Origin of the sequence: Sphingosinicella sp., assembly GCF_041916975.1 — a bacterium.
Classification (GTDB): Bacteria; Pseudomonadota; Alphaproteobacteria; order Sphingomonadales; family Sphingomonadaceae; genus Sphingosinicella.
The window spans coordinates 1,114,283-1,137,025 of sequence record NZ_JAYRYK010000001.1 but is presented as its reverse complement, the minus strand read 5'-3'; the positions used below and the strand labels follow the sequence as shown (position 1 = coordinate 1,137,025).

The following is a 22,743-nucleotide window of genomic DNA, read 5'->3' as shown; positions in this document are numbered from 1 at the left end:
GAAGCTAGCGTGTTTCGGCGAACGGCACCGCTATTTAAGCCGTCAGGCGCGAAGCGCGTGCCAGATGAGGAGCGCCCAGCCGACGATCATCAGCACGCCGCCGATCGGCGTCACCGCGCCGAGCCAGCGCGGCAGGCCGAGTGCCATCAGATAGAGCGTGCCCGAAAAGATGAGCGCGCCGAGCGTCATGCTCCATGCTGCCGTGGGCGCACGCGTCAGCACGGCAAGCGCCGTCGCAGCATGAGCGAGACCATAGACGGCACCGGTCGTGACCCAGGCCTTCGCCTGCGGGTCCGTCATCGCGTGCGCACCGAACGCGCCGACCGCAACGGCAAGAAGACCGTTGAGGGCGGCGAGCGCGGCGAGCGGCGCCACTAGTTTGCGGCCCGCATCAATTCGCGTGCGATGACGACGCGCATGATCTCGTTCGTGCCTTCGAGGATCTGGTGGACACGAAGGTCGCGGTACAGCTTCTCGACCGGATAATCCTGCAGATAGCCATAACCGCCGAACATCTGCAGCGCGCGGTCCACCACCGACATACCGGTGTCGGTCGCGAAGCGCTTCGCCATCGCCGAGAACTTGGTCTTGTCGGGCGACTTCGCCGTCACCTTCGCAGCGGCGGCATAGAGCAGGATACGCGCGGCCTGAAGCTCCGTCTCCATGTCGGCGAGGCGGAACTGCGTGTTCTGGAAATCGGCGATCGCCTTGCCGAACTGGCTGCGCTGGCGCGTGTAGGCAAGCGCCTCGTCGATCGCGCGCTGCGCGCCGCCGAGGCTGCACGCGCCAATGTTGAGACGGCCGCCGTCAAGGCCCGCCATCGCGATCTTGAAGCCGTCGCCCTCGGCGCCGACGAGGTTTTCGACCGGAACGCGCACGCCGTCGAAATTGACCTGCGCGGTCGGCTGGGCGCGCCAGCCCATCTTGCGCTCGTTCGCACCGAAGCTGACGCCCGGCATGTCCTTTTCGATCACGAGGCAGGAGATGCCCTTGGGGCCCTCGCCGCCGGTGCGGACCATGGTGACGTACACCTCGTTCTGCCCGGCGCCCGAGATGAATGCCTTCGAGCCGGTGACGACATAATGGTCGCCATCAAGCACCGCCTTGGTCTTGAGCGCGGCGGCGTCCGACCCCGAGCCCGGCTCGGTGAGGCAGTAGCTCGCGATCCGGTCCATCGTGACGAGGCTCGGCAGGTACTTCGTCTTCACGGTTTCGGAGCCGAAGCTGTCGATCATCCACGACGCCATGTTGTGGATCGAGATGAACGCGGAGACTGCCGGGCAGCCGTAGGCCATCGCTTCCATGATGAGCGCGGATTCGAGCCGCCCGAGGCCGATGCCGCCCGAGGCTTCCGACACGTAGATCGCCGCGAAGCCGAGCTCGGCGGCGGACTTGATCGTGTCGCGCGGGAAGACGTGGTCTTCGTCCCACTTCGCCGCGAAGGGCGTGATGGCGTCGGCGGTGAATCGCTGCGCCATTTCCTGGATCGCGCGCTGGTCGTCGGTGAGATCGAATTGGGTCATGCGCTCGTTCCTATAATGGCCTCGGCCTCGATTTCCACCTTCCATTCCGGGCGCAGCAGCGCGGCGATCACGACCATGGTCGCGGCAGGGCGGATTTCGCGGAAAACGGCACCGTGGGCGCGGCCGACAGCGTCGGCATCGGTGGGATCGGTGATGAACATGCGTGTGCGTACGACGTCCGCGGTGCTGCCGCCGAGCTGTTCGATCGCGGCAAGGATGATCGCAAAGCAGCGCCGGGCCTGCGCCTCGGCATCGCCGGGCGTTGAGCTTCCGTCCGGCTCGACGGGTGCGGTGCCCGAAACGAGAATGCGGTCTCCCACGCGAATGGCGCGGGAGAAGCCGATTTCAGCCTCGTAAGGTGAGGCGGACCCGGTGCGCTGGCGCGGCACCTGTTTATCCCATCGTCGGGATGACGAAGGCGTTGCCGCCGTCGGCGGAGCCGTCCGGCCAGCGCTGGGTGATGGTTTTCACCTTGGTCCAGAACTTCACGCCTTCCATGCCGTGCTGGTTGGTGTCACCGAATGCCGAGCGCTTCCAGCCGCCGAAGGTGTGGTAGGCGACCGGCACCGGGATCGGTACGTTGATGCCGACCATGCCGACGTTGACGCGCGCCGCGAACTCGCGGGCGGCGTGGCCGTTGCGCGTGAAGATGGCGACGCCGTTGCCGTACTGGTGCTGCGTGGGGAGCTGCAGCGCCTCTTCGAAGCTGTCGGCCCGGAGCATCTGCAGCACGGGGCCGAAGATCTCTTCCTGATAGGTGCGCATGTTTGTCTTCACGCGGTCGAACAGGCTCGGCCCCACGAAGAAACCGTCCTCGTGGCCCTGCAGGCTGAAGCCGCGGCCGTCGACGACGAGCTCGGCGCCTTCATCGACGCCCATCTGGATATAGTTCTCGATCTTCGCCTTGTGCGCGGCGGTGACGACCGGGCCGTAGTGCGCCTCGGCATCCGTGGAAACGCCGACACGCAGCGCAGCGATGGCGGGCAGGAGCTTTTCGCGGAGGTTCGCGGCGGTCTTCTCGCCGACCGGAACGACGACGGGAAGCGCCATGCAGCGCTCGCCCGCCGAGCCGAAGGCAGCGCCCGCGAGATCGTTCACCACCTGATCGAGATCGGCGTCGGGCATGACGATGCCGTGGTTCTTGGCGCCGCCCATCGCCTGCACGCGCTTACCGGCGGCCGCGCCGCGCTGGTAGACATAGTGCGCGATGTCCGACGAGCCGACGAAGCTGACGGCGTGGATATCGGCATGGTCGAGGATGGCGTCCACCGCGCTCTTGTCGCCGTGGACGACGTTGAGCACGCCCGCTGGAAGGCCCGCTTCCATCATCAGCTTGGCAAGCTCCACCGGCACGGAAGGGTCGCGCTCCGACGGCTTCAGGATGAAGGCGTTGCCCACAGCGATGGCGACACCGAACATCCACATGGGGATCATCGCCGGGAAGTTGAACGGCGTGATGCCCGCGACGACACCGAGCGGCTGGCGCATCGAGTAGACATCGATGCCGGGGCCGGCGCCCTGCGTGTATTCGCCCTTCAGCGCGTGCGGGATGCCGCAGGAGAACTCGATGACCTCAAGCCCCCGCTGGATGTCGCCCTTCGAATCGGCGATCACCTTGCCGTGCTCGGACGAGAGCAGCTCGGCGAGCTTGTCCATGTCGCGCTCGATCAGGCGCTTGAATTCGAACATCACGCGGGCGCGGCGCTGCGGATTGGTCGCGGCCCAGCCGATCTGTGCAGCCTTCGCCACCTCGACCGCGCGGGCGATCTCGGCGTCGGTCGCGAACTGGACGCGCGCCTGCACCTTGCCGGTGTTGGGGTTGAACACGTCGCCGAAGCGGCCGCTCGTGCTGCGGACGGTCTCGCCGCCGATGAAAAGGTCGATTTCGCGCAAGGTGCCGGACATGCTCGTTCCCCAAGGATAGGCCGAAAGTGGCGTTGGCGCGCTTATCCGCTTTCGGTCTGCGGCGGGCAATTCCCCAGATTCGCATTACGCTGCTGCGATTTTGCAGTATGGAAGCCCAGTGAACTGGGATGACCTGCGCATTTTCCTGTGCGTCGCACGCACGCAGCGCCTGAATGCGGCGGCGCGCGAACTCGGCGTCGATGCGACGACGATCGGCCGGCGGCTGGCGCGGCTGGAGCGCGACGTCGACGCGACACTCTTCGAGCAGGGGCCTGCAGGCTATGTGCTGACGGAGCGGGGCCGCGCCCTCGTGGAACATGCCGAGGCGGCGGAGCAGGCGGCGCTGCGCTTTGGCGGCGAGGTTTCCGGCGAGGCCGGGCCGGGCGGCATGGTGCGGGTCAGTGTCGTCGAGGGCTTCGGCACGTGGATCGTGGCGCGCGCGCTTCCGGATTTCCATCGTCGCCACCCGCGCATCGTCATCGATCTCGTCGCAGGCAGCGGCGTGCTGAGCCCGTCGCGCCGCGAGGCGGATATCGCCATCATGCTCGCGCGCCCGCAGCACGGCCCGCTCGTGGCGCGCAAGCTCACCGACTATCGGCTCGGCCTCTATGCGAGCCCCGCCTATATCGAAAACGCGGGAATGCCCGGCGCGCGCGCCGACCTCCTCGATCACAGCATCGTCGGCTACGTGCCCGATCACATCTTCACGCCCGAACTCGACTATCTGGGCGAGGTGCTGCCCGGCCTTGAGCCCGCCATCCGCAGCACCAGCATCAGCGCGCAGTACGAGATGGTCGCAGGCGGGGGCGGCATCGGTGTGTTGCCGCGATTCATGGCGGCGCAGGATGCGCGTGTTGTGCCGGTGCTGGCGGAGGACGTGTCGATCAGGCGCAGCTTCTGGCTGGTGATGCACCGGGACATGCGCCGCTTTGCGCGCATCGCGGCATTTTCGCAGTGGATCGACGAGGTTGTCGCGCGGCGGCGGGACGTGCTCTTGTAGCCTACGCGCTGCGTTCCGGGACGGCCTCGTCGTCGATATCCTGCGGGATCTCGCCGAGGCCTTCGTTCGCAGGCAGCGGATAGGTGCCGTAGGTGAGATCGAGGCCGGCGCGCAGGTCGCCGCTGGCGATCTGGAGGGCGAGGCGTTCGCTGTCGCGCTGGCGGTATTCCGTTTCGATCCGGTCGATGGCTTCGTCGTCAACGTCCGCGGCCTTGAGCGCCGCGCGGCCCATCATCACGGCGCTTTCATGCACCTCGCGCACCACCGCGTCGCAGTCCGCGTTCACGAGCTGGATGACGTGCCGACGATCGAAGGCGCGGATCAGCACCTTCAGGTTCGGAAAAGCCCGGCGCACGGCGCCCAGCATCTCGTTCGTCATCTGGTGGCCGTCGTTGCAGTAGATGAGAAGCTGCGCTTCCTCCGCGCCCGCAATGCGCAGCACGTCGAGGCGGGTGCCGTCTCCGTAATAGACCTTCTGGCCGAAGCGGCCCGAAAGCTCGATCTGCCCAGGCTTGCGGTCGATGAGTGTGACCGGGATGCCGCGTGCGGCGAGAAGCTGGTTCACCGTCTGGCCGAAGCGGCCGTAGCCGACGATGATCGCGGGTGCGTTCTCGGCCTTTTCCGGGCCTTCGACGTCATGGTCCTCGCTTTCGCGCTCAACGAGCCTGTCGACGCCGGCGATGAGGAGCGGGGTCAGCGCCATCGAGACGGTGACGGCGGCTGCGAACAGGCTGGAGGCTTCGGAGGCAAGCAGAAGCCCGCTTTCGGCCGCTGTCAGCACGACAAAGGCGAACTCGCCGCCCTGCGCGAGATGGACACCGGTGAGCGCCGCATCCCGCCAGTTCGAGCCGAACAGGCGCGCGAGGATGGCGATCACCGCAAATTTCACGCCGAGCAGGATGGTGACGTAGAGGAGGATGCGGCCGGGCTGCTGCAGGATGATCGACAGGTCGAGCATCATGCCCACGGCCATGAAGAACAGGCCGAGCAGAAGCCCGCGGAACGGATCGATATCCGCCTCCACCTCGTGCCGGTAGGGGCTGTCTGCCAGCATCACGCCCGCGATGAAGGCGCCGAGCGCCATCGAAAGCCCGAAGCTCGCCATCAGGAACGCGGAACCGACGACCATCAGCAGCGCGCCGATCACGAACACCTCGCGCGTGCCCGTCTGCGCGATCAGGCGGAACAGCGGGTTCACGAGGAAACGACCGGCAAGCACCAGCGCGCCGATCGCGACGAGCGACTTCCAGACGAGTTCCCAGCCTTCCGGCGCCTCGGCGACCGGCGTGCGGGAAAGGGCGGTCGTCACGATCAGCAGCGGGACGATCGCGAGGTCCTGCATCAGGTGGATCGAGATGATGCGCGTGCCGAGCGGCGTGTTGATTTTGCCCTGATCGCGCAGGATCTGCACGTCGAGCGCGGTGGAGGACAGCGCTAATGCGAGGCCGATGACGAGCGCGGCCTGCCATGTGAATTCGGTCGTGACGAGCAGCGCGCCGGTGATCGCGAACCCGCAGAGCAACACCTGCGCGCTGCCCAGCCCGAAGATGTCGTAGCGCAGATCCCATAGCCGCTTCGGGCGCAGCTCGAGGCCGATCACGAACAGCAGCAGCACGACGCCGAACTCGGCGAAGCCGAGTGTCGCTTCAGGATCGGTGACGAGGCCGAGCAGATGCGGGCCGATGATCATGCCCGCGACGAGGTAGCCGAGTACAGCGCCAAGCTTCAGCCGGTGGAACAGCGGCACCACCGCGACCGCTGCCGCAAGATACACCACACCGTCCCGAAGCAGGGTCGAATCGCCGCCAACCGCCATCAGCGCGCGGCCCGATTTGCGATGCGCGAGACAGGCCGATAGATAGGAAGAGAGCGAAACGGAGGCATCGGCACCGGTTATGAAGATCGACGAGGACAGCCCACAGGTACGCTTCCCGCCGCCGTTCGTCTACGCCGGGATGCTGCTTCTGGGGCTGGGAATCGGGCGGCTGCTCGGGGACCCGCCGATCGGGCTCGACATCAAGGCGGCGAGCATTGCCGGCATGATTCTGGCCATCGCGGGGCTCGGCCTCATCTCCGCAGCGCTGCTGCGTTTCCGCCGGGCGGGCACGCATCCCGAGCCGTGGCGGCAAACGACGGCGTTCGTGGCGAGCGGCGTCTACCGCTGGACGCGGAACCCGATGTACCTCGGCATGGCGCTGATCTTCGCCGGGCTCGCGCTCATCTTCGACAGTCTTGCGACGCTGCTGTTGCTGCCCTTCGTGGTGATCCTGATCGACCGGCAGGTAATCGCGCGCGAGGAGCGCTATCTCGAAGCGAAGTTCGGCGACGAATACCGCGCCTACAAGGAAAAGGTCAGGCGCTGGCTGTAACCGCCGCGTCCTCCGCCGCGCTTGCCGCCGCGTCGAAGGCGAGAAGGATGGAGGGGTGGCGGGCCTTGTAGGCCTGCGCGGGGCGGAAGATTTCGAGGTCCGGCCAGCCTGCCGGGACATCGCCTTCACCTTTCAGGAACGCGGCGAGCGCAGTATGGGCATTACGAAGCTCTGACGCGGACTTGCCGATGACACCGCTGCCGAGGATCGAGGCTGAGGCCTGCCCGAGCGCGCAGGCGCGTACCTCCTGCCCGAATGCCGTGATGCGGCCCGCGTCGTCGAGATCGACGTCGGCAGTGACACGGCTGCCGCAGATCGGCGAGACCTTCCGGCTCGTGCCTTGCGGCGCGGCGAGGCGCGCCTGGTGCGGGATCGTGGCGGCGAGGCGCAGGATCGCGGTGTTGTAGAGGGGTTCGGACATCGCGGCCGATATAGGGCGGCGGGCGGCGTCTAACCAGCCTCGCCGTCTTCGGCGCGACCGTGGACGAAGCGGTCGACATAGTCGTTGCCGCTGTTTTCGAGGTCGGCGACCTTGCCTTCCCAGTGAATGCGCCCGTCCTTCAGCATGGCGACGCGGTCGGCGATGCGGCGGACGCTCGCCATATCGTGCGTGATGGTGACGGCGGTGACGCCGAGATCGGTAACGAGGCTGCGGATCAGGCGGTTGATGGTGTCGGCGCGAATGGGATCTAGACCCGTGGTCGGCTCATCGAAAAAGATGATCTCCGGCTCTGCGGCGATGGCGCGGGCGAGCGCGACGCGCTTCTGCATCCCGCCCGAAAGCTCGGATGGCTTCAAATCCGCGACCGGCGCATCGAGGCCGACCTTCGCGAGCAGCTCGACCGCCTTCGCGTGCATCGCTTTCGCGTTCGTCGCGCGGCCGCGCGTCAGCCCGAAGGTGATGTTGCGCCATACGGGCAGCGAATCGAACAGCGCGCCGCCCTGGAACAACATGCCGATGCGGTTCCTAAGCTCGGTGCGCTCGGCACGCGAGGCAGCGGCGAGGTCGACGCCGTCCAGCCGGATCGTGCCGCCGTCGATGGGCAGGATGCCGAGCACGCATTTCAGCATAACCGATTTGCCCGTACCCGAACCGCCGATGACAACGAGCGATTCGCCCGGCGTGACGTTGAGATCGATATGATCGAGCACGACCTTCGGCCCGAACGCCTTGCGGACCCCGATGAGTTCGATGCTGCCGCCCTTCATGTGCCGAACACCAGCACGGTGATGATGAGGTTCGCGAGCAGGATGAGCACGAACGCGCTAACGACGGCGTTCGTCGTCGAGCGGCCGACACCTGCCGCGCCGCCCATGCTGCGGAAGCCGTGGTAGCAGCCCATCATCGCGATGATGAAACCGAACACGGCGGCCTTCACGAGGCTCGACGAGACGTCGTCCCATTCGAGGTACTGGCGCGTCGTGGCGAGGTAGGACGTGACGTTGAAGCCGAGGCGCTGCGTGCCGATGAGGAAGCCGCCCATCACCCCGAGCGCGTTCGAGACGAGCACCAGCAGCGGCAGCACGATCACGGCGGCAACGAGGCGCGGCGCGATCAGATACTGGAACGGGTCCGTGCGCAGCGTCGTCAGTGCATCGATCTGTTCGGTGACGCGCATCGTGCCGAGTTCCGCCGCCATCGCGGAGGAGACGCGGCCCGCCACCATCAGCCCGCCGAGCACGGGGCCGAGCTCGCGCACGATGGCGATGACGGTGACGGCGGGCACGGTGCTTTCCGCGTTGAAGCGGCTGCCGCCGACGAAAATCTGCTGCGCGAGCGCCGCGCCGGTGAACACGGCGGTGAGGCCGACGACCGGCAGCGAGAACCAGCCGATGATCAGCATCTGCTCGATGAGACGGCCGAAATAATACGGCGGACGCACCGCAGCGCCGAGTGCGCGCAGCGTGAACAGCGCGACCCGGCCGATGCTGGCGAGCGCGCCGAGCGTGGCGCGGCCCGGGTGGGCGAAGAAGGTGACGAGTGCGTTCATGTGTAGACGCGCTCATAGCGGGCGCCGAGCCCAGTCAGCAACTCATACTCGGAAAGCCCGGACTGCGCGGCGGCTTCGGCGAGGTTGTAAGTGATGTCCACCCAGTCTCCCGGCGCCACCGCAGGAGTGTCTGTGATGTCGATGATGATCATGTCCATCGAAACGCGCCCCACGACCGGTGCGCGCTTGCCGCCGACAAGGGCCGCGCCCGTGTTGGAAAAGCCCCGCAGATAGCCGTCCGCATAGCCGATGTTGAGCACGGCGAGGCGGCTGTCGCGCGGCGCCGTCCACGTCGCGCCGTAGCCCGCGGCGTCGCCGGCGGGCACGTCGCGGCACTGGATGACGCGCGCTGAGGGAAACACAACCTGGTGTAGGCCCGCGCTGCCGCCATAAAGCCCGATCCCGGGGCGCACATGGCCGAAGGCGTAGTCGTGGCCGAGGAAGATGCCCGCAGTGTTCGCGAGCGCGCCGCGGATGCCGAGTGCCACGACCACCGCTTCAAAGCGATCGCGCTGCAGCCCGTTCAGCGGATGCTCCGGCGTGTCGGCGCAGGCGAGGTGAGAGTGAACAGTGTCCACATCCATCCCCGCGAACATCTCGGTGCAGAATCCGCGCCAATCGAAGCCGAGGCGGTTCATGCCGGTGTCCACCATGATGTCGCAGCGCCGGCCCTGGCCGTGCGCGCGCCAGAGCGCCACCTGCTCGGGGCTGCTGAGCACCGGGTCCGCATCGATGGAGAGCACGGCAGGGAGATCGGCGATATCGATGCCGTGCAGAACCTTCACGCGCAGGTCCGCTGGGTGCCCCGCAAGGGCTGCGGCCTCTTGCCAGTTGGAGACGTAAAACGTCCGGCAGCCCTCCGCATAGAGCCGGTTCACAACGGCCTTCGCGCCGAGGCCGTAGCCGTTCGCCTTCACGGCCGCGCCCGTCTCCACGCCCGCGAGTGCGCGGAGCTGCCGCCAGTTGGCGGCAAGGGCGTCGAGGTCGATGCGGAGGCGGAGAGGGGACGGCGGGATCATGTGTGAGGACGGATAGCCGTGCAGCACCTGATGCGCAAATGCCTGTTGGGGGTTGGCGGGTATCCCCTCTCCGCAACCCTCTCCCCGGCGGGGAGAGGGAGTTGTGTTTGGCTGGTGGGGTCGTTATGTTCTTTTTATGTTCTTGATCTTGGGTGATGAATGGCGCGGCTGAAAACCCAGTTTGTCTGTCAGGCGTGCGGCGCGGTGAGCCCGCGCTGGGCGGGGCAGTGCGGCGAGTGCAAGGAATGGAACAGCATCGTCGAGGATGCGGGCGCGGTGGTGACGCCGTTCTCGGCGAAGCAGTCGCTTTCGCGCGGCGGTGCGGCGTTCCGCCTGCAATCGCTGGATGAGGACACGCCGCTGCCGCCGCGGCTGCCGACGGGTATTGCCGAACTCGACCGCACGCTCGGCGGCGGCGTGGTGCCGGGCAGCGCGATCCTGATCGGCGGCGATCCGGGCATCGGCAAATCGACTCTGCTGCTGCAGGTCGCGGGCAAGATGGCGATGGCGGGGAAGCGCATCGTCTACCTCTCGGGCGAGGAGGCGGCGGACCAGGTGCGGCTGCGCGCGCAGCGGCTCGGGCTCGGCAAGGCCGACGTGGCGCTCGCCAGCGTCACCTCGGTGCGCGATATCCTGACGACGCTCGCCGAAAACCCGGTGCCCGATCTGCTGGTCATCGATTCGATCCAGACGATGCATTCGGACATGCTGGAGGGCGCGCCGGGAACGGTGAGCCAGGTGCGCGCCGCCGCGCAGGAACTGATCCGCTACGCGAAGTCCGAAGGCGCGGCGGTGGTGCTTGTCGGCCATGTGACGAAGGACGGGCAGATCGCGGGGCCGCGCGTGCTCGAGCACATGGTCGATACCGTGCTCTATTTCGAGGGCGAGCGCTCGCACCAGTACCGCATCCTGCGCGCCGTGAAGAACCGCTTCGGCGGCACCGACGAGATCGGTGTGTTCGCGATGGGCGCGCTCGGCCTCGAAGAGGTCTCGAACCCGTCGTCGCTGTTCCTCACGCAGCGCGAGGCGCCGGTGCCGGGATCGGTGGTGTTCCCCGCGATCGAGGGCACGCGGCCGGTGATGGTGGAGGTGCAGGCGCTCGTCGTGCGACTGCCTTCGGGCGCGACGCCGCGCCGCGCGGTCGTCGGCTGGGATTCGGGACGGCTCGCGATGATCCTTGCGGTGCTGGAGGCGCGCTGCGGGCTCAATTTCTCGACGTGCGAGGTCTATCTCAACATCGCGGGAGGCCTGCGCGTTTCCGATCCGGCCGCGGACCTTGCCGTTGCCGCAGCGCTCGCCTCGGCGATGGCGGAGCGGCCGATCCGGCTCGATACGGTGGCACTCGGCGAGATCGCGCTTTCAGGCGAGGTCCGCGCCGCGCCGCACCTCGGGCTCCGCCTCAAGGAAGCGCAGAAGCTCGGCTTCGAACGCGCCTTCCTGCCGGGCGGCGCGACCGCCAAGGGAGACGGCGTGCCCAATGGCATGAAAGCCACAGGCTTCAAACATTTGTCGGGGCTTGTTGACCACCTCTGCGGCTCCGATTAGGGCCGCGAAATATGGACATGACCGGGTTCGACATCGTCGTTCTGCTCATCGTGGGCGCGCTTGCCGCGCTTGGCGCGATCCGGGGCTTTGTCACCGAAATTCTCACGCTGCTCGCATGGGTCGCGGCGGTCGTGGCGCTCGAGCTGTTCTACCCGGCTGGCAAGCTGATCGCGGCGGGAATGGTGGGCAGCGAGGTCGCAGCGGCGGCGATCGCCTTCGTCGTCATCTTCTTCGGGACTTTCTTCCTGTTCCGCTTCGTCGGGCGGCTGCTCGGCGACCGCACCAAGCGCTCGGTGATCGGGCCGATCGACCGCGTGCTCGGGCTCGGCTTCGGCGCGGTGAAGGGGCTCATCGTCGTCAGCCTCGTCTTCCTCGTCGTGACGCGCGGCCACGCGCTCATCTGGGGCGGGAACGAGAAGCTGCCGGAATGGCTGCTCGCCGCGAAAACCGAGCCGCTGCTCGACATCACCAGCCGCGCGATCATCGACTATGCCGAAGACCGGCAGGAAGGGCTCGGGCTCGGCGACGACAGGCCGCGCACCGCTCCCGAGGATCAGCACTACAGCGACACGAGCGGCGGCGAGGGCTACACCCACGAAGAGCGCGACGCACTCGACGATCTGCTGGACGACGCGGGTTCGACGGAAATCTAGGGCAGTTTCCTTTGCGGGCGATTCACGGTAGGGCCGCGCGCATGACCGATATCCGCCTCTACAACACGCTGACGCGCCAGAAGGACGTCTTCACACCCGCCGACAAGAACCGGGTGACGATGTATGTGTGCGGCCCCACGGTCTACAACCGCGCGCACATTGGCAACGCCCGGCCCGCGGTGGTGTTCGACGTGCTGTTCCGCCTGCTCCGCCATACCTATGGCGAGAACGCCGTGCATTACGCGCGGAACTTCACCGATATCGACGACAAGATCATGGCCGCTGCCGAAGCCGAAGGCGTGCCGATCAATACTGTCACGGAAAAATACACAAAGTTTTATCAGGCTGACATGGGCGCTTTAGGCGTGCTGCAGCCGACTTATGAGCCGCCCGCCACGAAATACGTCAAACAGATGGTCGCGATGATCCAAGTGCTCATCGCAAAGGGTGCGGCCTATGCCGCCGATGGCCATGTGCTGTTCGACATCACCAAGGATGAAGCCTACGGCACACTGTCGCGCCGTCCGATGGATGAGATGATCGCGGGCGCGCGCGTCGAGGTGGCGCCCTACAAGAAGAGCCCGGGCGATTTCGTGCTCTGGAAGCCGAGCGCTGCGGACCAGCCGTGGTGGGACTCCCCTTGGGGTCGTGGACGCCCGGGCTGGCACATCGAATGCTCCGCGATGATCGAGGCGCACCTCGGCACCACGATCGACATCCACGGCGGGGGCCTCGACCTCCAGTTTCCACACCATGAAAACGAATGCGCGCAAAGCCGCTGCGCCCACGACGGCGCACCGCTCGCGAAGATCTGGATGCACAACGGCTTCCTCTCCATGGACAAGGAGAAGATGTCGAAGTCGCTGGGCAACGTGGTGACGGTGGGTGAGCTTCTGGAGCAGAAGCATAAAGGTGAGACGCTGCGGTTGGCGCTGTTGATGGCGCACTACCGACAGCCGCTCGACTGGAATGAACGATTGATTGAGCAGGCGAAGGCGATGCTCGACGGCTTCGCAAATGCAATCCGGTCATCTGATGCGCCCTATGTGGAAGCGGAGGTTCCCGCAGCGATACTCGATGCGCTGAAGGACGATCTCAACACGCCTGCCGTGCTTGCCGAGATGCAGAAGGTTCGAAAGGAACTGACGACGGCGGGTTCGGAAGCCCAGGCTTCAACGGCTAAATCGGAACTGCACGCCATCGGCAAACTGCTAGGGCTTGGGTCTTTGATGAAGCCGATAAAAGCGAGCTTGGATACTGCGCTGGAGAGTTTCACTGGATACCCACCGTCTGTCACTATCCAGATTTCATCTGAAATGGTGGAAGAGTTAAAGGGCGCCCGTGCTGCGGCCAAAGCAGCGAAGAACTGGGCCGAGGCCGACCGCATCCGCGATCAGTTGAAGGCGGAGGGCATCATCCTCGAGGACAAGCCCGACGGGACGACGGTCTGGCGGCGGGCTTAGGCTGGGCGCTCAGTAGAGCGCCGCGACCTCGCGGACGATCATGATGCCGAGCGCTACCCACGACAGGCCGAACAGCGCGAAGCGGAGCATCACGCGGTTGAACGTCGCCTGCACCAGCGAATGGAGCGCGCGCAGGATCACGTAGGCCCATGCGCAGAGCACGTGCCACTGGTCGGCGTGGCCGAGGAGCACGATGGCGATGACCATCGCGTAGAACAGCGTCGGCGCTTCGAAGAGGTGGTTGTAGTTGTCGGCGACGCGGCGGGCCTCGCTCGGCAGCGTGTTCAGCGAACCCGGGTGCTGCGCTGACTGCGGATCGATCTTCGCCTGGTTCATCGCGGGAATCCGCGTCGCGTACATCCAGACGAACATCACCAGATTGAGCAGACCCATCGCGACGATGGTCTGCAGCATCGAGATCACGTTGCTGTTCAAGGTCATGGGCATCCTCCCCCTGTTGGCTCCCGGCGCGGAACCTGCGCCTTCGGAAGGCCAAGCGCAACCCTCACGGTCGACAGGGCGAGTCCGGGCCGATATGGTCCGCCCATGCGTGAGAAAGAGCTTCGGCTGGCGCTCGTCTGCTACGGCGGCATCAGCCTTGCCGTTTATATGCACGGCATCACGCAGGAGATCTGGAAGCTGCTGCGCGCGAGCCGGAGCTGGCATGATGCCGATCCGGAGCCGCCCGGCGGCGATACCGAGCCCGTCTATCACGAACTGCTCGATGCGATCGGCCAGCATGTTCGCCTGCGCGTGCTCGTCGATATCGTCGCGGGGGCGTCGGCGGGGGGCATCAACGGCATCTTCCTCGCGCAGGCGATTTCATCCGGGCAGAGCCTCGCGCCGCTCGCCGACCTTTGGCTCGATAAAGCGGACGCGGACGAGCTTCTCGACCCCGAAGCGGTGCCGAAATCGCGCTGGAGCAAGTTCTATGCGCGGCCGCTGCTCTGGATGGCGCGCGGGCAGATCGATCCCCTGGACGAGATCGTCGAGAAGGGCGCGCGCGAGGAACTGCGCGTCAAGGTTTCGCGCTTCATCCGCTCGCGCTGGTTCGAGCCGCCGTTTTCGGGCGAGCACTTCACCGAGCTGCTGATGGGCGCGTTCGAGGCGATGGCGGAGACGAAGGCGGCCTCGCCGCTGCTGCCGCCCGGCCAGCCGCTCGACCTCTTCGTCACCGTCACCGACTATCACGGCTACCCGGAGCGCCTCCGCCTCCACAGCCCGGAGGAGGTGATGGAGGTGGAGCACCGAAAGCTCATCACCTTCCGCGACTCAAGTGAACGCGGGGCGGAGCGGAGGCTCGCCGACATCCCCTCGCTCACCTTCGCGGCGCGCGCGACAGCCTCGTTTCCCGGCGCCTTCCCGCCGTTTCAGCCGAGCGAGCTCGACCGGGTGCTGGCGAAGGACGGCAAGCCCTGGCCGGAGCGCACCTCCTTCCTGTCGCGCGTGTTCCCGCATCGCGCAACGAGCGGCCTTGATCCGTCGCACGCGGTGCTGCTCGACGGCAGCATCCTCAACAACGCGCCGTTCGCGCCTGCCATCGCCGCGCTCCGCCAGCGCCCGGCGCACCGCGAGATCGACCGGCGCTTCGTCTATATCGATCCGAAGCCCGGCATCCGCAGCATCGGCACGCGTACCGACGCTTCAAAGCCGCCCGGCTTCTTCTCGACGATCCTGCGTTCGCTTTCCGACATTCCGCGGGAGCAGCCGATCCGCGACGATCTCGATCACCTCGCCGGCCTGTCCTCGCGCGTGCGCCGCCTCAGCCATGTGGTCGAGGGTATTCGCGCGACTGTGGACGAGGCGATTGAGGACGCGATCGGCCGCCGCCAGCTGCGCGCCAAGATTTCGCCCGCCAAGCTCCAGCAATGGCGCGCGCAGGCGAATGCCGAGGCCGTTCTGCGCGCGGGCTTCACCTATCCCTCTTACGCGCACCTGAAGCTCAGCCAGATTGTTGAGGAGATGGCGCGACTGTTCGCCGACCTCGGCGGGCACGAGCGCGATGTGGCGGAGCGCGTCCGCAAGGAGGTCTGGCGGCACGTCCGGCGTAGCGGCATGGACAGGGTAACGAAAACGACGCGCCCGAAGGACGCCGACGCCGACCTCTTCGTGCAGTTCCTCCGCCGCTATGATCTCGGCTTCCGGGTCCGGCGGCTGCGTTTCATCGTCCGGCGCGTCAACGAGTGGGGCGATGCGGGTGGTCCGGAAGACCTGCAGAAGGTCGAGGCGCTCAAGGCCTCGCTTTATGAACTGCTCGCGCCCTATCTCGATCGGCGCCGGCTCGCCTTTTACGGCCCATGGGTGCGCGATCCCGCTGCCTTCGCGAACGAAGATGCAGTGTCGGTGATCGAAGCCTATGGCGAGGCGCTGGGGCTCACCGATTTCGATGCGCTCGGCGACGCCCGGCTCGCCGCGATCATCACGGACTGCACGGCGCCGGACCTCCGCGCTCAAATCCTAAAGGCCTATCTCGGCTTTCCCTTCTACGACATCGCCACCTTTCCGCTGCTCCAGGGCGAGGGGCTCGACGAGTTCGACGAGATCAAGGTCGATCGGATCTCGCCTGACGACGCGCGTGCGATCCGCGAAGGCGGCGCGCTCGCGACACTGAAAGGCATAAAATTCAACAGCTTCGGCGCGTTCTTTAGCCGCGCCTATCGTGAAAACGACTATCTCTGGGGCCGTCTGCACGGTGTCGATCGCGTGGTCGACATCGTCGTTTCGGCACTCCCCGAAGGCAAACGCCTCGACGCCGGGTTCGTCACAGGCATCAAGAAGCGCGCTTTTCATGCCATCCTCGATGCCGAGGAGGCCCGGCTGGGGGCTATTCCAGACCTGATCGAGGAACTGCGCAAGGAGATCGGGTAGGGCGCGGCGTCTCTCGACTTCATTCGGGATGACAAGGGGTTAAGCCCAAACAGTCATCATTCCGGACGAAGTCGAGGGATGCGCGGCGCATGGGCAGCGCGGCTTATCCACAGAACCGCCCCGACGTATATTTCGCCGATAGGCTTGCGACGCCGCACACAATCTCCTGTATAGTGCGCCTATGCTGACACCGCTTCGCGCCGTACCGGCTCCGGCCGCCGACTCGCCGACTCTCCCGCACAACCTCGATGCGGAGGCGGCGCTGCTCGGCGCCATGATGATCGACAACCGGCTTGCCGAGGACGTGCAGTTGAAGCTGCGCCCCGAGCATTTCTTCGAGCCGCTGCACGGCGAAATCTATGCCGCAATCCTGAAGCTCGTCGACCGTGCCATGCTCGCGACCCCGGTGACGCTGCGACCGCTCTTCGCCGAGCACCCCGCGCTCGCCGAGCTTGGCGGCCCGGCGTACCTCGCCCAGCTTACCGAGCAATCCGCCGCGCTGATCGCCGCGAAGGACTTTGCGGCGCAGATCTATGATCTCGCGTTGCTGCGTGAACTCGTGCGCGTCGGGCGCGAGATGGTGGTGAGCGCGGCCGACACCTCGCAGGACGTGAATCCGCACGATCAGATTCAGCAGGCGGAACTCGCGCTCTACAAGGTTGCCGAAGAAGGCGAGGTCTCGAACTCTGTGAAGAGCTTCGCCCAGTCCGCGACGCTCGCCGTGCAGATGGCGGAGCGCGCCAAGCAATCGGGCGGGCATCTTTCCGGCATCACCACGGGCCTCAACGCACTCAACACCAAAATCGGCGGACTTCATCGTTCCGACCTCATCATCCTCGCCGGGCGCCCCGCCATGGGCAAAACCGCGCTCGCCACCAACATTGCCTTCTCGGCGGCCGAGCGATTGATGAAGGACCGCGCCGATCAGATCGACAAGACGAGCGGTGCGGGCGTCGCGTTCTTCAGCCTCGAAATGTCGGCCGACCAGCTCGCGACGCGTATCCTTGCCGAGCAGGCGCGGATCAGCTCCGAAGACCTTCGCATGGGCAAGATCAATCAGGCGCAGTTCCGCGATCTGGTGCGCGCGTCCGCCGCGCTTCAGGATCTGCCGCTCTACATCGACGACACGCCTGGTCTCACCATCGCGGCGATGCGCTCGCGCGCGCGGCGATTGAAGCGGCAAAAGGGCGTCGGCCTCATCGTGGTCGATTATCTCCAGCTCCTGCAAGGCAGCAGCCGGCAGTCAAACGACAACCGCGTCAACGAAATCTCGGAAATCACGCGCGGCCTGAAGACGCTGGCCAAGGAACTGAACGTGCCGGTGATCGCGCTGTCGCAGCTTTCACGCGCCGTAGAGCAGCGCGAGGACAAAAGGCCCCAGCTCGCCGATCTTCGCGAATCCGGCACCATCGAGCAGGACGCCGACATCGTGCTGTTCGTCTACCGTGACGAGTATTACCACGCCCAGAAGAAGCCCGAGGACGGCACCGAGAAGTTCGAGAAATGGATGGAACGCGGAATCACCATCCGCGGCCGCGCCGAGGTGATCGTGGCCAAGCAGCGCCATGGCTCCACCGGCATCGTCGATCTGCATTTCGAAGCCATTCACACGCGTTTCAGCGATCTGGCCGACGATGCGCATCTCCCCGAACGCGATTACGAATAAGCGCCTATTTCGCTTTCAGATATTGCGGCTTGATGAGCGCGCGAAGCGCGTCCGTCATCGGTACATCGATTTCGAAATCGCCTTCTGCATATGGCCCCGCCACGTAGGGCGCGAGCAGTACCCGGAAACCTGAAATATCCTGCCCCGGCCACGACACGATCGCCACCGGCTGGTCGCCGAGCGGCGGGCAATCATCGAACATGCCGTTCTCGATCGCGCCGCGCCGCGAGACACGCTCCGCATCGAGCGCAGTGCAATAGGCAGGGGAGAGCAGCTTTTGGGCGGCGGTCCAATCCGTGAAGAGATCACTGAAGCTCACTTCGCGCCGTTCGATCTTGTCCCAGTATTTGACCGCGAAGCCGTGGTTCGGGTGCGCGCCGCCCGTATACATCGAAATATCGGCGCGAACGTTGAGCAGGGCAGGGGTGTCGGCCGCGACGGTCCAGTCCTGAACAAAGAAATGCGATATCTTCGGCGCATCATCCGGCCTCAGCTTCATGTCTTCCACCGCGCTGGCCTGCATCTCTTCAGCGCTTGCGAGCGCCTGCTCGCGAAGCGCGGCGAGCAATGCCGGCGCCTCTGCAAGTTCCGGCGGCGCACGCCACAAGAAATCAAGTTCGGCCGTCTCGCGCTTCACGAGCAGATCGGTTGCCGGGATTGGCGCTGTCGCGCCGACAGGGGGCGCACTGTCCGTTTCCGCGGCAACGGCGTTTGTGTTTTCACCTTGCCTTGCATCGCACGCCGCCAGCATGAGCGTTGCTGCAATCATCACGCAGGCGTGGTTCATACTGCCTTCTCCGCTCCGATCTCCGGCGCGAACTTACCGGCCGGTTTCGCGGGGAGCAATCGTGCTCGTCTAATGAAGGTTTACCTCGGCAACCTTGTCCTTGTAGTCTTTCTTCGGATCGATGCCGAGGAGAAGCTTCACCCCGGCAAAAAGACTGTTTTCGTTCAACCAGATTTCCGCATGCTCGGCGTCGAGTCTCAGGAGCGCAAGCTTCGGATCGGTTTTTCCGCCCTCGTACCAAGCAGCGATGAACGGATTCCAAAGGCGCTCGATAACGGCCTGATCGTTATCCATCCACAGCGTGCCGTGAACCGTGGCGAAGAGGTCGTGATCCTTGGCAGCGAATGTCGCGATCGCACGCTGTCCATCATCCAGCGCCTGAACAATTCCGTTATCGCGAGCCGTGAAGAACCAGATCGGCCCGCGACCTATCTCCTCCACCATTGCCGTCATGGGGCGCGTGTGGCCGTCCTCGACGCCGTCGAGCCCAAGCATAATCGTTCGGTCTGACTTCAGTGCTTTCCAAAAGCGGGTTTCCATTTCGGCTCCATTCGTCATGTCGAATTCTCCCTTGTGCAGGAAGGAAACAGTTGCCGCCCCCGGCGGTTCCGACATGTGCTGGATCGTGTTCGTTTATTCGGCGGCCCTGGACAGGTCGTCAGCTTCCGCCTGCTGGCGCATCCACATTTCCGCGTAGAGGCCGTTGATCGCAAGCAGACCCTCGTGGCGGCCGCGCTCGGCGATGCGGCCCTTATCCATCACGATAATCTCGTCGGCGTCGACGATCGTTGAGAGGCGGTGTGCGATGACGAGGGTCGTGCGACGTGCCGACACATTGGAAAGCGCTTCCTGGATCGCGGCTTCAGTACGGCTGTCGAGTGCGCTCGTTGCTTCGTCCAGAATAAGGATCGGCGGATCTTTCAGGATCGTGCGCGCGATCGCGACGCGCTGCTTCTCGCCGCCCGACAGCTTTAAGCCGCGTTCGCCTACAACTGTCTCGTAGCCCTGCGGCAGCGAGACGATGAAGTCGTGAATCTGCGCCTGCCGAGCGGCCGCCTCGATCTCGGCCTGCGTCGCACCCGCGCGGCCGTAGCCGATGTTGTAGCCGATCGTGTCGTTGAACAGCACCGTGTCCTGCGGGACGATGCCGATTGCGGCGCGGACGCTCGTCTGCGTCACCGCGCGGATATCCTGCGCGTCGATTGTCACGCGGCCCGCCTGAATGTCGTAGAAACGATAGAGGATGCGGGAGAGCGTCGATTTGCCCGCACCGGATTCACCGACGACTGCGACCGTGTCCCCGGCGGGAATCGTAAAGCTGACGCCGTGGAGGATCTGCCGCTCGGGATCGTAGCCGAAATCGACAGCCTCGAAGCGCACCTCGCCTGCCGTCACGGAGAGCGGCGGGGCGCCTGGTTTGTCGGCGATCTCGGCCTCGGTATCGAGCAGGCCGAACATGGCTTCCATGTCGATCAGGCCCTGCTTGATCTCGCGGTACACCCAGCCGAGCATGTCGAGCGGGCGGAACAGCTGCATGAGTAGCGTGTTGACGAGCACCACATCGCCCACCGTGAACCGGCCCTGGTTCCAGCCCCACACCGTGTAGGCCATGGCGCCCGCCATCATGATGTTGGTGATCAGCGATTGGCCGATATTGAGCGCGGCGAGCGAGTTCTCACTCTTGATCGCGGCGTTCGCATAGGCGGTGAGCGACTGGCGGTAGCGGTCCCGCTCCAGCGTTTCGGCGCTGTAGTATTTCACCGTTTCGTAGTTGAGGAGCGAATCCACCGCGCGCTGCGTCGTGCGGTTGTCGGTATCGACCATGCGGCGGCGAAGTTCGCTCCGCCATTCCGTCACGCGCCGCGTGAACCAGATGTAGAGCGCGACGATCACGAGCGTCGCCGCGACGATCTCGAAGCCCATCTTAATCTGGAAGATCACGCAGACCGCGATGAGTTCGATGATTGTCGGCGCGATGTTGAACGCCAGGAAGTAGAGCATCGTGTCGACGCTCTTGGTGCCGCGCTCGATGATGCGCGTGAGCGCGCCGGTCCGGCGTTCGAGGTGGAAGCGCAGGGAGAGTTCGTGGATGCGCGCGAAGACCTCGGACGCAAGATCGGCGCCGGCGACCTGGCCTACGCGTTCGAAAATGACGTTGCGTACGTTGTCGAACAGCACGCCGCCGAAACGCGCCGCCGCATAGGCGAACACGAGCCCGACACCGAGCAGGAGGCCCTCGTTCGTGGGTGTCGCCATCGAATCGATAACGCCCTTGTAGGCAAACGGCATGATCAGCATCGTTGCCTTGGCGATGAGCACTAGAACGAGCGCCGCGACGACGCGCACCTTGAGGCCCGGCTTGTCGGCGGGCCAGAGATAGGGGAGGAAACGGCGCAGCGGGTGCTGCTCGGTGGTGGCGGTCATGCCCTTTAGATAGGCGCTCAGGCAGGCGCCTTCCAGCAGGTGCTGACGTGATCGTCCACAAGGCCGACCGCCTGCATGTAGGCGTAGATGATCGTCGAGCCGACGAAGTTCATGCCCGCCTTCTTGAGTGCCTTCGAGATCGCGTCGCTGAGCGTGGTGGAGGCGGGGACGTCCTTGAAGCTCTTGGGCCGGTTCACGAGGGGCTTGCCATCCACGAAGGTCCAGAGCCACGCGTCGAAGCTGCCATGCTGGCGCTGCATCTCAAGGAACACGGCGGCGTTGCGGCGCGCGGACCAGACCTTCAGACGGTTGCGGACGATGTTGGCGGTGGCGAGGACTGTTTCGAGTTCGACGTCTGTCATCGCGGCGACGCGAACAGGATCGAAGTCGTGGAACGCGGCACGGTAGCCTTCGCGCTTTTTCAGAACGGTTTCCCAGCTCAGCCCGGCCTGCGCGCCTTCGAGGATCAGCATCTCGAAAAGCGTGCGGTCGTCGTGGACGGGGATGCCCCACTCTTCGTCGTGGTAATGCGCGTAGAAGTCCTTGCCCGGACTGTTGCCGAAACAGCGGGGCCGCGCGTCCATCCTAGTCGAACAGGCTGGAAACGGAGGATTCGTCGGCGATGCGGCGGACGGCCTCGCCGAGCAACGGGGCGATCGTGAGCTGGCGCAGCTTCTTCGCATTCGCGATCTCGGGGCGAGAGATCGAGTCGGTGATGACGAGTTCCATAAGCTCCGACCCCTCGACGCGGGCGACGGCGCCACCCGAAAGCACGCCGTGCGTACAATAAGCGACGACAGCCTTGGCGCCCGCGGCGCGGAGCGCGGCGGCGGCGTTGCAGAGGGTGCCCGCCGAATCGACGATGTCGTCGACGAGGATGCAGAAGCGGCCCTCTACGTCGCCGATGATGTTCATCACCTCGGATTCGCCGGCGCGTTCACGGCGCTTGTCGACGATGGCGAGCGGGGCGTTGTCGAGGCGCTTGGCAAGCGCGCGGGCGCGCACCACGCCGCCGACGTCGGGCGATACGACCATCATGTTCTCGGAGCCGTAGCGGGCAAGGATGTCGTCGCTCATCACCGGGGCGGCGTAGAGGTTGTCAGTCGGGATGTCGAAGAAGCCCTGGATCTGCCCGGCGTGGAGATCGACCGAAAGCACGCGGTTGGCGCCCGCGACGGTGATGAGGTTGGCGACGAGCTTCGCCGAGATGGGCGTGCGCGGGCCGGGCTTCCGGTCCTGACGGGCATAGCCGAAATACGGGACGACGGCGGTGATGCGCTTGGCGCTCGCGCGCTTCAGCGCGTCGATGCAGATCAGCAGTTCCATCAGGTTGTCGTTCGCCGGGAAGGCGGTGGACTGGACCACGAACACGTCTTCGCCGCGCACGTTCTCGTGGATTTCCACGAACACCTCTTCGTCCGCGAAGCGGCGGACGCTCGCCTGCGTCAGCGGCATGTCGAGGTAACGGGCGATGTCGCCCGCGAGCTGAAGGTTGCTGTTGCCCGCAAGCAGCTTCATGGCGCGCGAATC

At 65.6% G+C, this 22,743-nt stretch carries 22 protein-coding genes; 7 read left to right on the top strand and 15 right to left on the bottom strand.

The window, feature by feature from the left end; translation table 11 throughout:
- Positions 1–42: 42 nt before the first annotated feature.
- The 4 genes from ACE3TJ_RS05335 to ACE3TJ_RS05320 are packed head-to-tail and all read right to left on the bottom strand — an operon-like array spanning position 43 to position 3,428.
- Complete coding sequence (locus tag ACE3TJ_RS05335) at positions 43–375, bottom strand: DUF423 domain-containing protein (protein WP_374594596.1); 333 nt, start codon at positions 373–375, stop codon at positions 43–45.
- Positions 375–1,523, bottom strand: a complete 1,149-nt coding sequence (locus ACE3TJ_RS05330) for an acyl-CoA dehydrogenase family protein (RefSeq protein WP_374594594.1) — start codon at positions 1,521–1,523, stop codon at positions 375–377. The genes ACE3TJ_RS05335 and ACE3TJ_RS05330 overlap by 1 nt, the downstream gene beginning before the upstream one ends.
- The gene (locus ACE3TJ_RS05325; protein WP_374594592.1) at positions 1,520–1,912 is read right to left on the bottom strand and encodes a RidA family protein; all 393 of its coding nucleotides are present in this window, start codon (positions 1,910–1,912) and stop codon (positions 1,520–1,522) included. Before ACE3TJ_RS05325 ends, ACE3TJ_RS05330 begins: the two co-directional genes overlap by 4 nt.
- 4 nt (positions 1,913–1,916) lie before the next feature.
- Positions 1,917–3,428: a CoA-acylating methylmalonate-semialdehyde dehydrogenase gene (locus ACE3TJ_RS05320; RefSeq protein WP_374594590.1), complete on the bottom strand. Its 1,512-nt coding sequence runs from the start codon at positions 3,426–3,428 to the stop codon at positions 1,917–1,919.
- A gap of 118 nt (positions 3,429–3,546) precedes the next feature.
- On the opposite strand from ACE3TJ_RS05320, the gene ACE3TJ_RS05315 reads away from it, so the two are divergent.
- Complete coding sequence (locus ACE3TJ_RS05315) at positions 3,547–4,428, top strand: LysR family transcriptional regulator (RefSeq protein WP_374594588.1); 882 nt, start codon at positions 3,547–3,549, stop codon at positions 4,426–4,428.
- Position 4,429: 1 nt separating this feature from the next.
- Here ACE3TJ_RS05315 and ACE3TJ_RS05310 read toward each other — a convergent pair whose 3' ends face one another.
- A complete protein-coding gene (locus ACE3TJ_RS05310) occupies positions 4,430–6,244 on the bottom strand; it encodes a monovalent cation:proton antiporter-2 (CPA2) family protein (RefSeq protein WP_374594586.1) in 1,815 nt (604 codons plus the stop codon).
- Between the two features lie 79 nt (positions 6,245–6,323).
- On the opposite strand from ACE3TJ_RS05310, the gene ACE3TJ_RS05305 reads away from it, so the two are divergent.
- Positions 6,324–6,797: an isoprenylcysteine carboxylmethyltransferase family protein gene (locus tag ACE3TJ_RS05305; protein ID WP_374594584.1), complete on the top strand. Its 474-nt coding sequence runs from the start codon at positions 6,324–6,326 to the stop codon at positions 6,795–6,797.
- Here the strand turns inward: ACE3TJ_RS05305 and ACE3TJ_RS05300 are convergent.
- The 4 genes from ACE3TJ_RS05300 to alr are packed head-to-tail and all read right to left on the bottom strand — an operon-like array spanning position 6,781 to position 9,807.
- Complete coding sequence (locus tag ACE3TJ_RS05300; RefSeq protein WP_374594582.1) at positions 6,781–7,218, bottom strand: iron-sulfur cluster assembly scaffold protein; 438 nt, start codon at positions 7,216–7,218, stop codon at positions 6,781–6,783. The two genes, ACE3TJ_RS05305 and ACE3TJ_RS05300, sit on opposite strands and share 17 nt — an antisense overlap.
- A gap of 29 nt (positions 7,219–7,247) precedes the next feature.
- Positions 7,248–8,006, bottom strand: coding sequence for an ABC transporter ATP-binding protein (locus tag ACE3TJ_RS05295; protein WP_374594580.1), 759 nt, complete (start codon positions 8,004–8,006; stop codon positions 7,248–7,250).
- Positions 8,003–8,788 (bottom strand): MlaE family ABC transporter permease, encoded by a 786-nt coding sequence (locus ACE3TJ_RS05290; RefSeq protein WP_374594578.1) that lies wholly within the window; start codon positions 8,786–8,788, stop codon positions 8,003–8,005. The genes ACE3TJ_RS05295 and ACE3TJ_RS05290 overlap by 4 nt, the downstream gene beginning before the upstream one ends.
- Complete coding sequence (gene alr, locus ACE3TJ_RS05285; RefSeq protein WP_374594576.1) at positions 8,785–9,807, bottom strand: alanine racemase; 1,023 nt, start codon at positions 9,805–9,807, stop codon at positions 8,785–8,787. Before alr ends, ACE3TJ_RS05290 begins: the two co-directional genes overlap by 4 nt.
- Positions 9,808–9,966: 159 nt before the next feature.
- Between alr and radA the strand changes: the two genes are divergently transcribed.
- Genes radA through cysS form a run of 3 tightly spaced genes read left to right on the top strand, consistent with a single transcriptional unit; the run spans position 9,967 to position 13,468 of the window.
- Positions 9,967–11,352: a DNA repair protein RadA gene (radA, locus tag ACE3TJ_RS05280; RefSeq protein WP_374594574.1), complete on the top strand. Its 1,386-nt coding sequence runs from the start codon at positions 9,967–9,969 to the stop codon at positions 11,350–11,352.
- A gap of 17 nt (positions 11,353–11,369) precedes the next feature.
- The gene (locus tag ACE3TJ_RS05275) at positions 11,370–12,005 is read left to right on the top strand and encodes a CvpA family protein (RefSeq protein ID WP_374594572.1); all 636 of its coding nucleotides are present in this window, start codon (positions 11,370–11,372) and stop codon (positions 12,003–12,005) included.
- 41 nt (positions 12,006–12,046) lie between these two features.
- A complete protein-coding gene (cysS, locus tag ACE3TJ_RS05270; protein WP_374594570.1) occupies positions 12,047–13,468 on the top strand; it encodes a cysteine--tRNA ligase in 1,422 nt (473 codons plus the stop codon).
- Between the two features lie 9 nt (positions 13,469–13,477).
- Here the strand turns inward: cysS and ACE3TJ_RS05265 are convergent, their stop codons facing one another.
- Entirely contained in the window at positions 13,478–13,909 is a 432-nt protein-coding gene (locus ACE3TJ_RS05265) for an MAPEG family protein (RefSeq protein ID WP_374594568.1), read from the bottom strand.
- Between the two features lie 105 nt (positions 13,910–14,014).
- Between ACE3TJ_RS05265 and ACE3TJ_RS05260 the strand changes: the two genes are divergently transcribed.
- Positions 14,015–16,336: a patatin-like protein gene (locus tag ACE3TJ_RS05260; RefSeq protein WP_374594566.1), complete on the top strand. Its 2,322-nt coding sequence runs from the start codon at positions 14,015–14,017 to the stop codon at positions 16,334–16,336.
- A 181-nt stretch (positions 16,337–16,517) separates the two neighbouring features.
- A complete protein-coding gene (locus ACE3TJ_RS05255) occupies positions 16,518–18,002 on the top strand; it encodes a replicative DNA helicase (protein WP_374594564.1) in 1,485 nt (494 codons plus the stop codon).
- Between the two features lie 4 nt (positions 18,003–18,006).
- Here ACE3TJ_RS05255 and ACE3TJ_RS05250 read toward each other — a convergent pair whose 3' ends face one another.
- The 5 genes from ACE3TJ_RS05250 to ACE3TJ_RS05230 form a co-directional block, all read right to left on the bottom strand.
- On the bottom strand, positions 18,007–18,789 hold the full coding sequence (locus ACE3TJ_RS05250) for a hypothetical protein (RefSeq protein WP_374594562.1): 783 nt from the start codon (positions 18,787–18,789) through the stop codon (positions 18,007–18,009).
- A gap of 69 nt (positions 18,790–18,858) precedes the next feature.
- On the bottom strand, positions 18,859–19,404 hold the full coding sequence (locus ACE3TJ_RS05245) for a pyridoxamine 5'-phosphate oxidase family protein (protein WP_374594560.1): 546 nt from the start codon (positions 19,402–19,404) through the stop codon (positions 18,859–18,861).
- A gap of 18 nt (positions 19,405–19,422) precedes the next feature.
- A complete protein-coding gene (locus ACE3TJ_RS05240; protein WP_374594558.1) occupies positions 19,423–21,213 on the bottom strand; it encodes an ABC transporter ATP-binding protein/permease in 1,791 nt (596 codons plus the stop codon).
- Positions 21,214–21,230: 17 nt separating this feature from the next.
- On the bottom strand, positions 21,231–21,797 hold the full coding sequence (locus ACE3TJ_RS05235) for a DNA-3-methyladenine glycosylase I (RefSeq protein WP_374594555.1): 567 nt from the start codon (positions 21,795–21,797) through the stop codon (positions 21,231–21,233).
- Between the two features lies 1 nt (position 21,798).
- Positions 21,799–22,731 carry a ribose-phosphate pyrophosphokinase gene (locus ACE3TJ_RS05230; protein WP_121052045.1) on the bottom strand — a complete coding sequence of 311 codons (933 nt, stop codon included), beginning with the start codon at positions 22,729–22,731 and terminating at the stop codon, positions 21,799–21,801.
- Positions 22,732–22,743 lie beyond the last annotated feature (12 nt).

What these genes read in the sequence shown, in the direction of transcription:
- ACE3TJ_RS05330 (WP_374594594.1), bottom strand. Translation starts at nt 1,523, where the DNA reads ATGACCCAATTCGATCTCACCGACGACCAGCGCGCGATCCAGGAAATG.
- ACE3TJ_RS05320 (WP_374594590.1), bottom strand. Translation starts at nt 3,428, where the DNA reads ATGTCCGGCACCTTGCGCGAAATCGACCTTTTCATCGGCGGCGAGACC.
- ACE3TJ_RS05310 (WP_374594586.1), bottom strand. Translation starts at nt 6,244, where the DNA reads ATGGCGGTTGGCGGCGATTCGACCCTGCTTCGGGACGGTGTGGTGTAT.
- ACE3TJ_RS05305 (WP_374594584.1), top strand. Translation starts at nt 6,324, where the DNA reads ATGAAGATCGACGAGGACAGCCCACAGGTACGCTTCCCGCCGCCGTTC.
- ACE3TJ_RS05300 (WP_374594582.1), bottom strand. Translation starts at nt 7,218, where the DNA reads ATGTCCGAACCCCTCTACAACACCGCGATCCTGCGCCTCGCCGCCACG.
- ACE3TJ_RS05295 (WP_374594580.1), bottom strand. Translation starts at nt 8,006, where the DNA reads ATGAAGGGCGGCAGCATCGAACTCATCGGGGTCCGCAAGGCGTTCGGG.
- ACE3TJ_RS05290 (WP_374594578.1), bottom strand. Translation starts at nt 8,788, where the DNA reads ATGAACGCACTCGTCACCTTCTTCGCCCACCCGGGCCGCGCCACGCTC.
- alr (WP_374594576.1), bottom strand. Translation starts at nt 9,807, where the DNA reads ATGATCCCGCCGTCCCCTCTCCGCCTCCGCATCGACCTCGACGCCCTT.
- radA (WP_374594574.1), top strand. Translation starts at nt 9,967, where the DNA reads ATGGCGCGGCTGAAAACCCAGTTTGTCTGTCAGGCGTGCGGCGCGGTG.
- ACE3TJ_RS05275 (WP_374594572.1), top strand. Translation starts at nt 11,370, where the DNA reads ATGACCGGGTTCGACATCGTCGTTCTGCTCATCGTGGGCGCGCTTGCC.
- cysS (WP_374594570.1), top strand. Translation starts at nt 12,047, where the DNA reads ATGACCGATATCCGCCTCTACAACACGCTGACGCGCCAGAAGGACGTC.
- ACE3TJ_RS05265 (WP_374594568.1), bottom strand. Translation starts at nt 13,909, where the DNA reads ATGACCTTGAACAGCAACGTGATCTCGATGCTGCAGACCATCGTCGCG.
- ACE3TJ_RS05260 (WP_374594566.1), top strand. Translation starts at nt 14,015, where the DNA reads ATGCGTGAGAAAGAGCTTCGGCTGGCGCTCGTCTGCTACGGCGGCATC.
- ACE3TJ_RS05255 (WP_374594564.1), top strand. Translation starts at nt 16,518, where the DNA reads ATGCTGACACCGCTTCGCGCCGTACCGGCTCCGGCCGCCGACTCGCCG.
- ACE3TJ_RS05250 (WP_374594562.1), bottom strand. Translation starts at nt 18,789, where the DNA reads ATGAACCACGCCTGCGTGATGATTGCAGCAACGCTCATGCTGGCGGCG.
- ACE3TJ_RS05245 (WP_374594560.1), bottom strand. Translation starts at nt 19,404, where the DNA reads ATGTCGGAACCGCCGGGGGCGGCAACTGTTTCCTTCCTGCACAAGGGA.
- ACE3TJ_RS05240 (WP_374594558.1), bottom strand. Translation starts at nt 21,213, where the DNA reads ATGACCGCCACCACCGAGCAGCACCCGCTGCGCCGTTTCCTCCCCTAT.
- ACE3TJ_RS05235 (WP_374594555.1), bottom strand. Translation starts at nt 21,797, where the DNA reads ATGGACGCGCGGCCCCGCTGTTTCGGCAACAGTCCGGGCAAGGACTTC.
- ACE3TJ_RS05230 (WP_121052045.1), bottom strand. Translation starts at nt 22,731, where the DNA reads ATGAAGCTGCTTGCGGGCAACAGCAACCTTCAGCTCGCGGGCGACATC.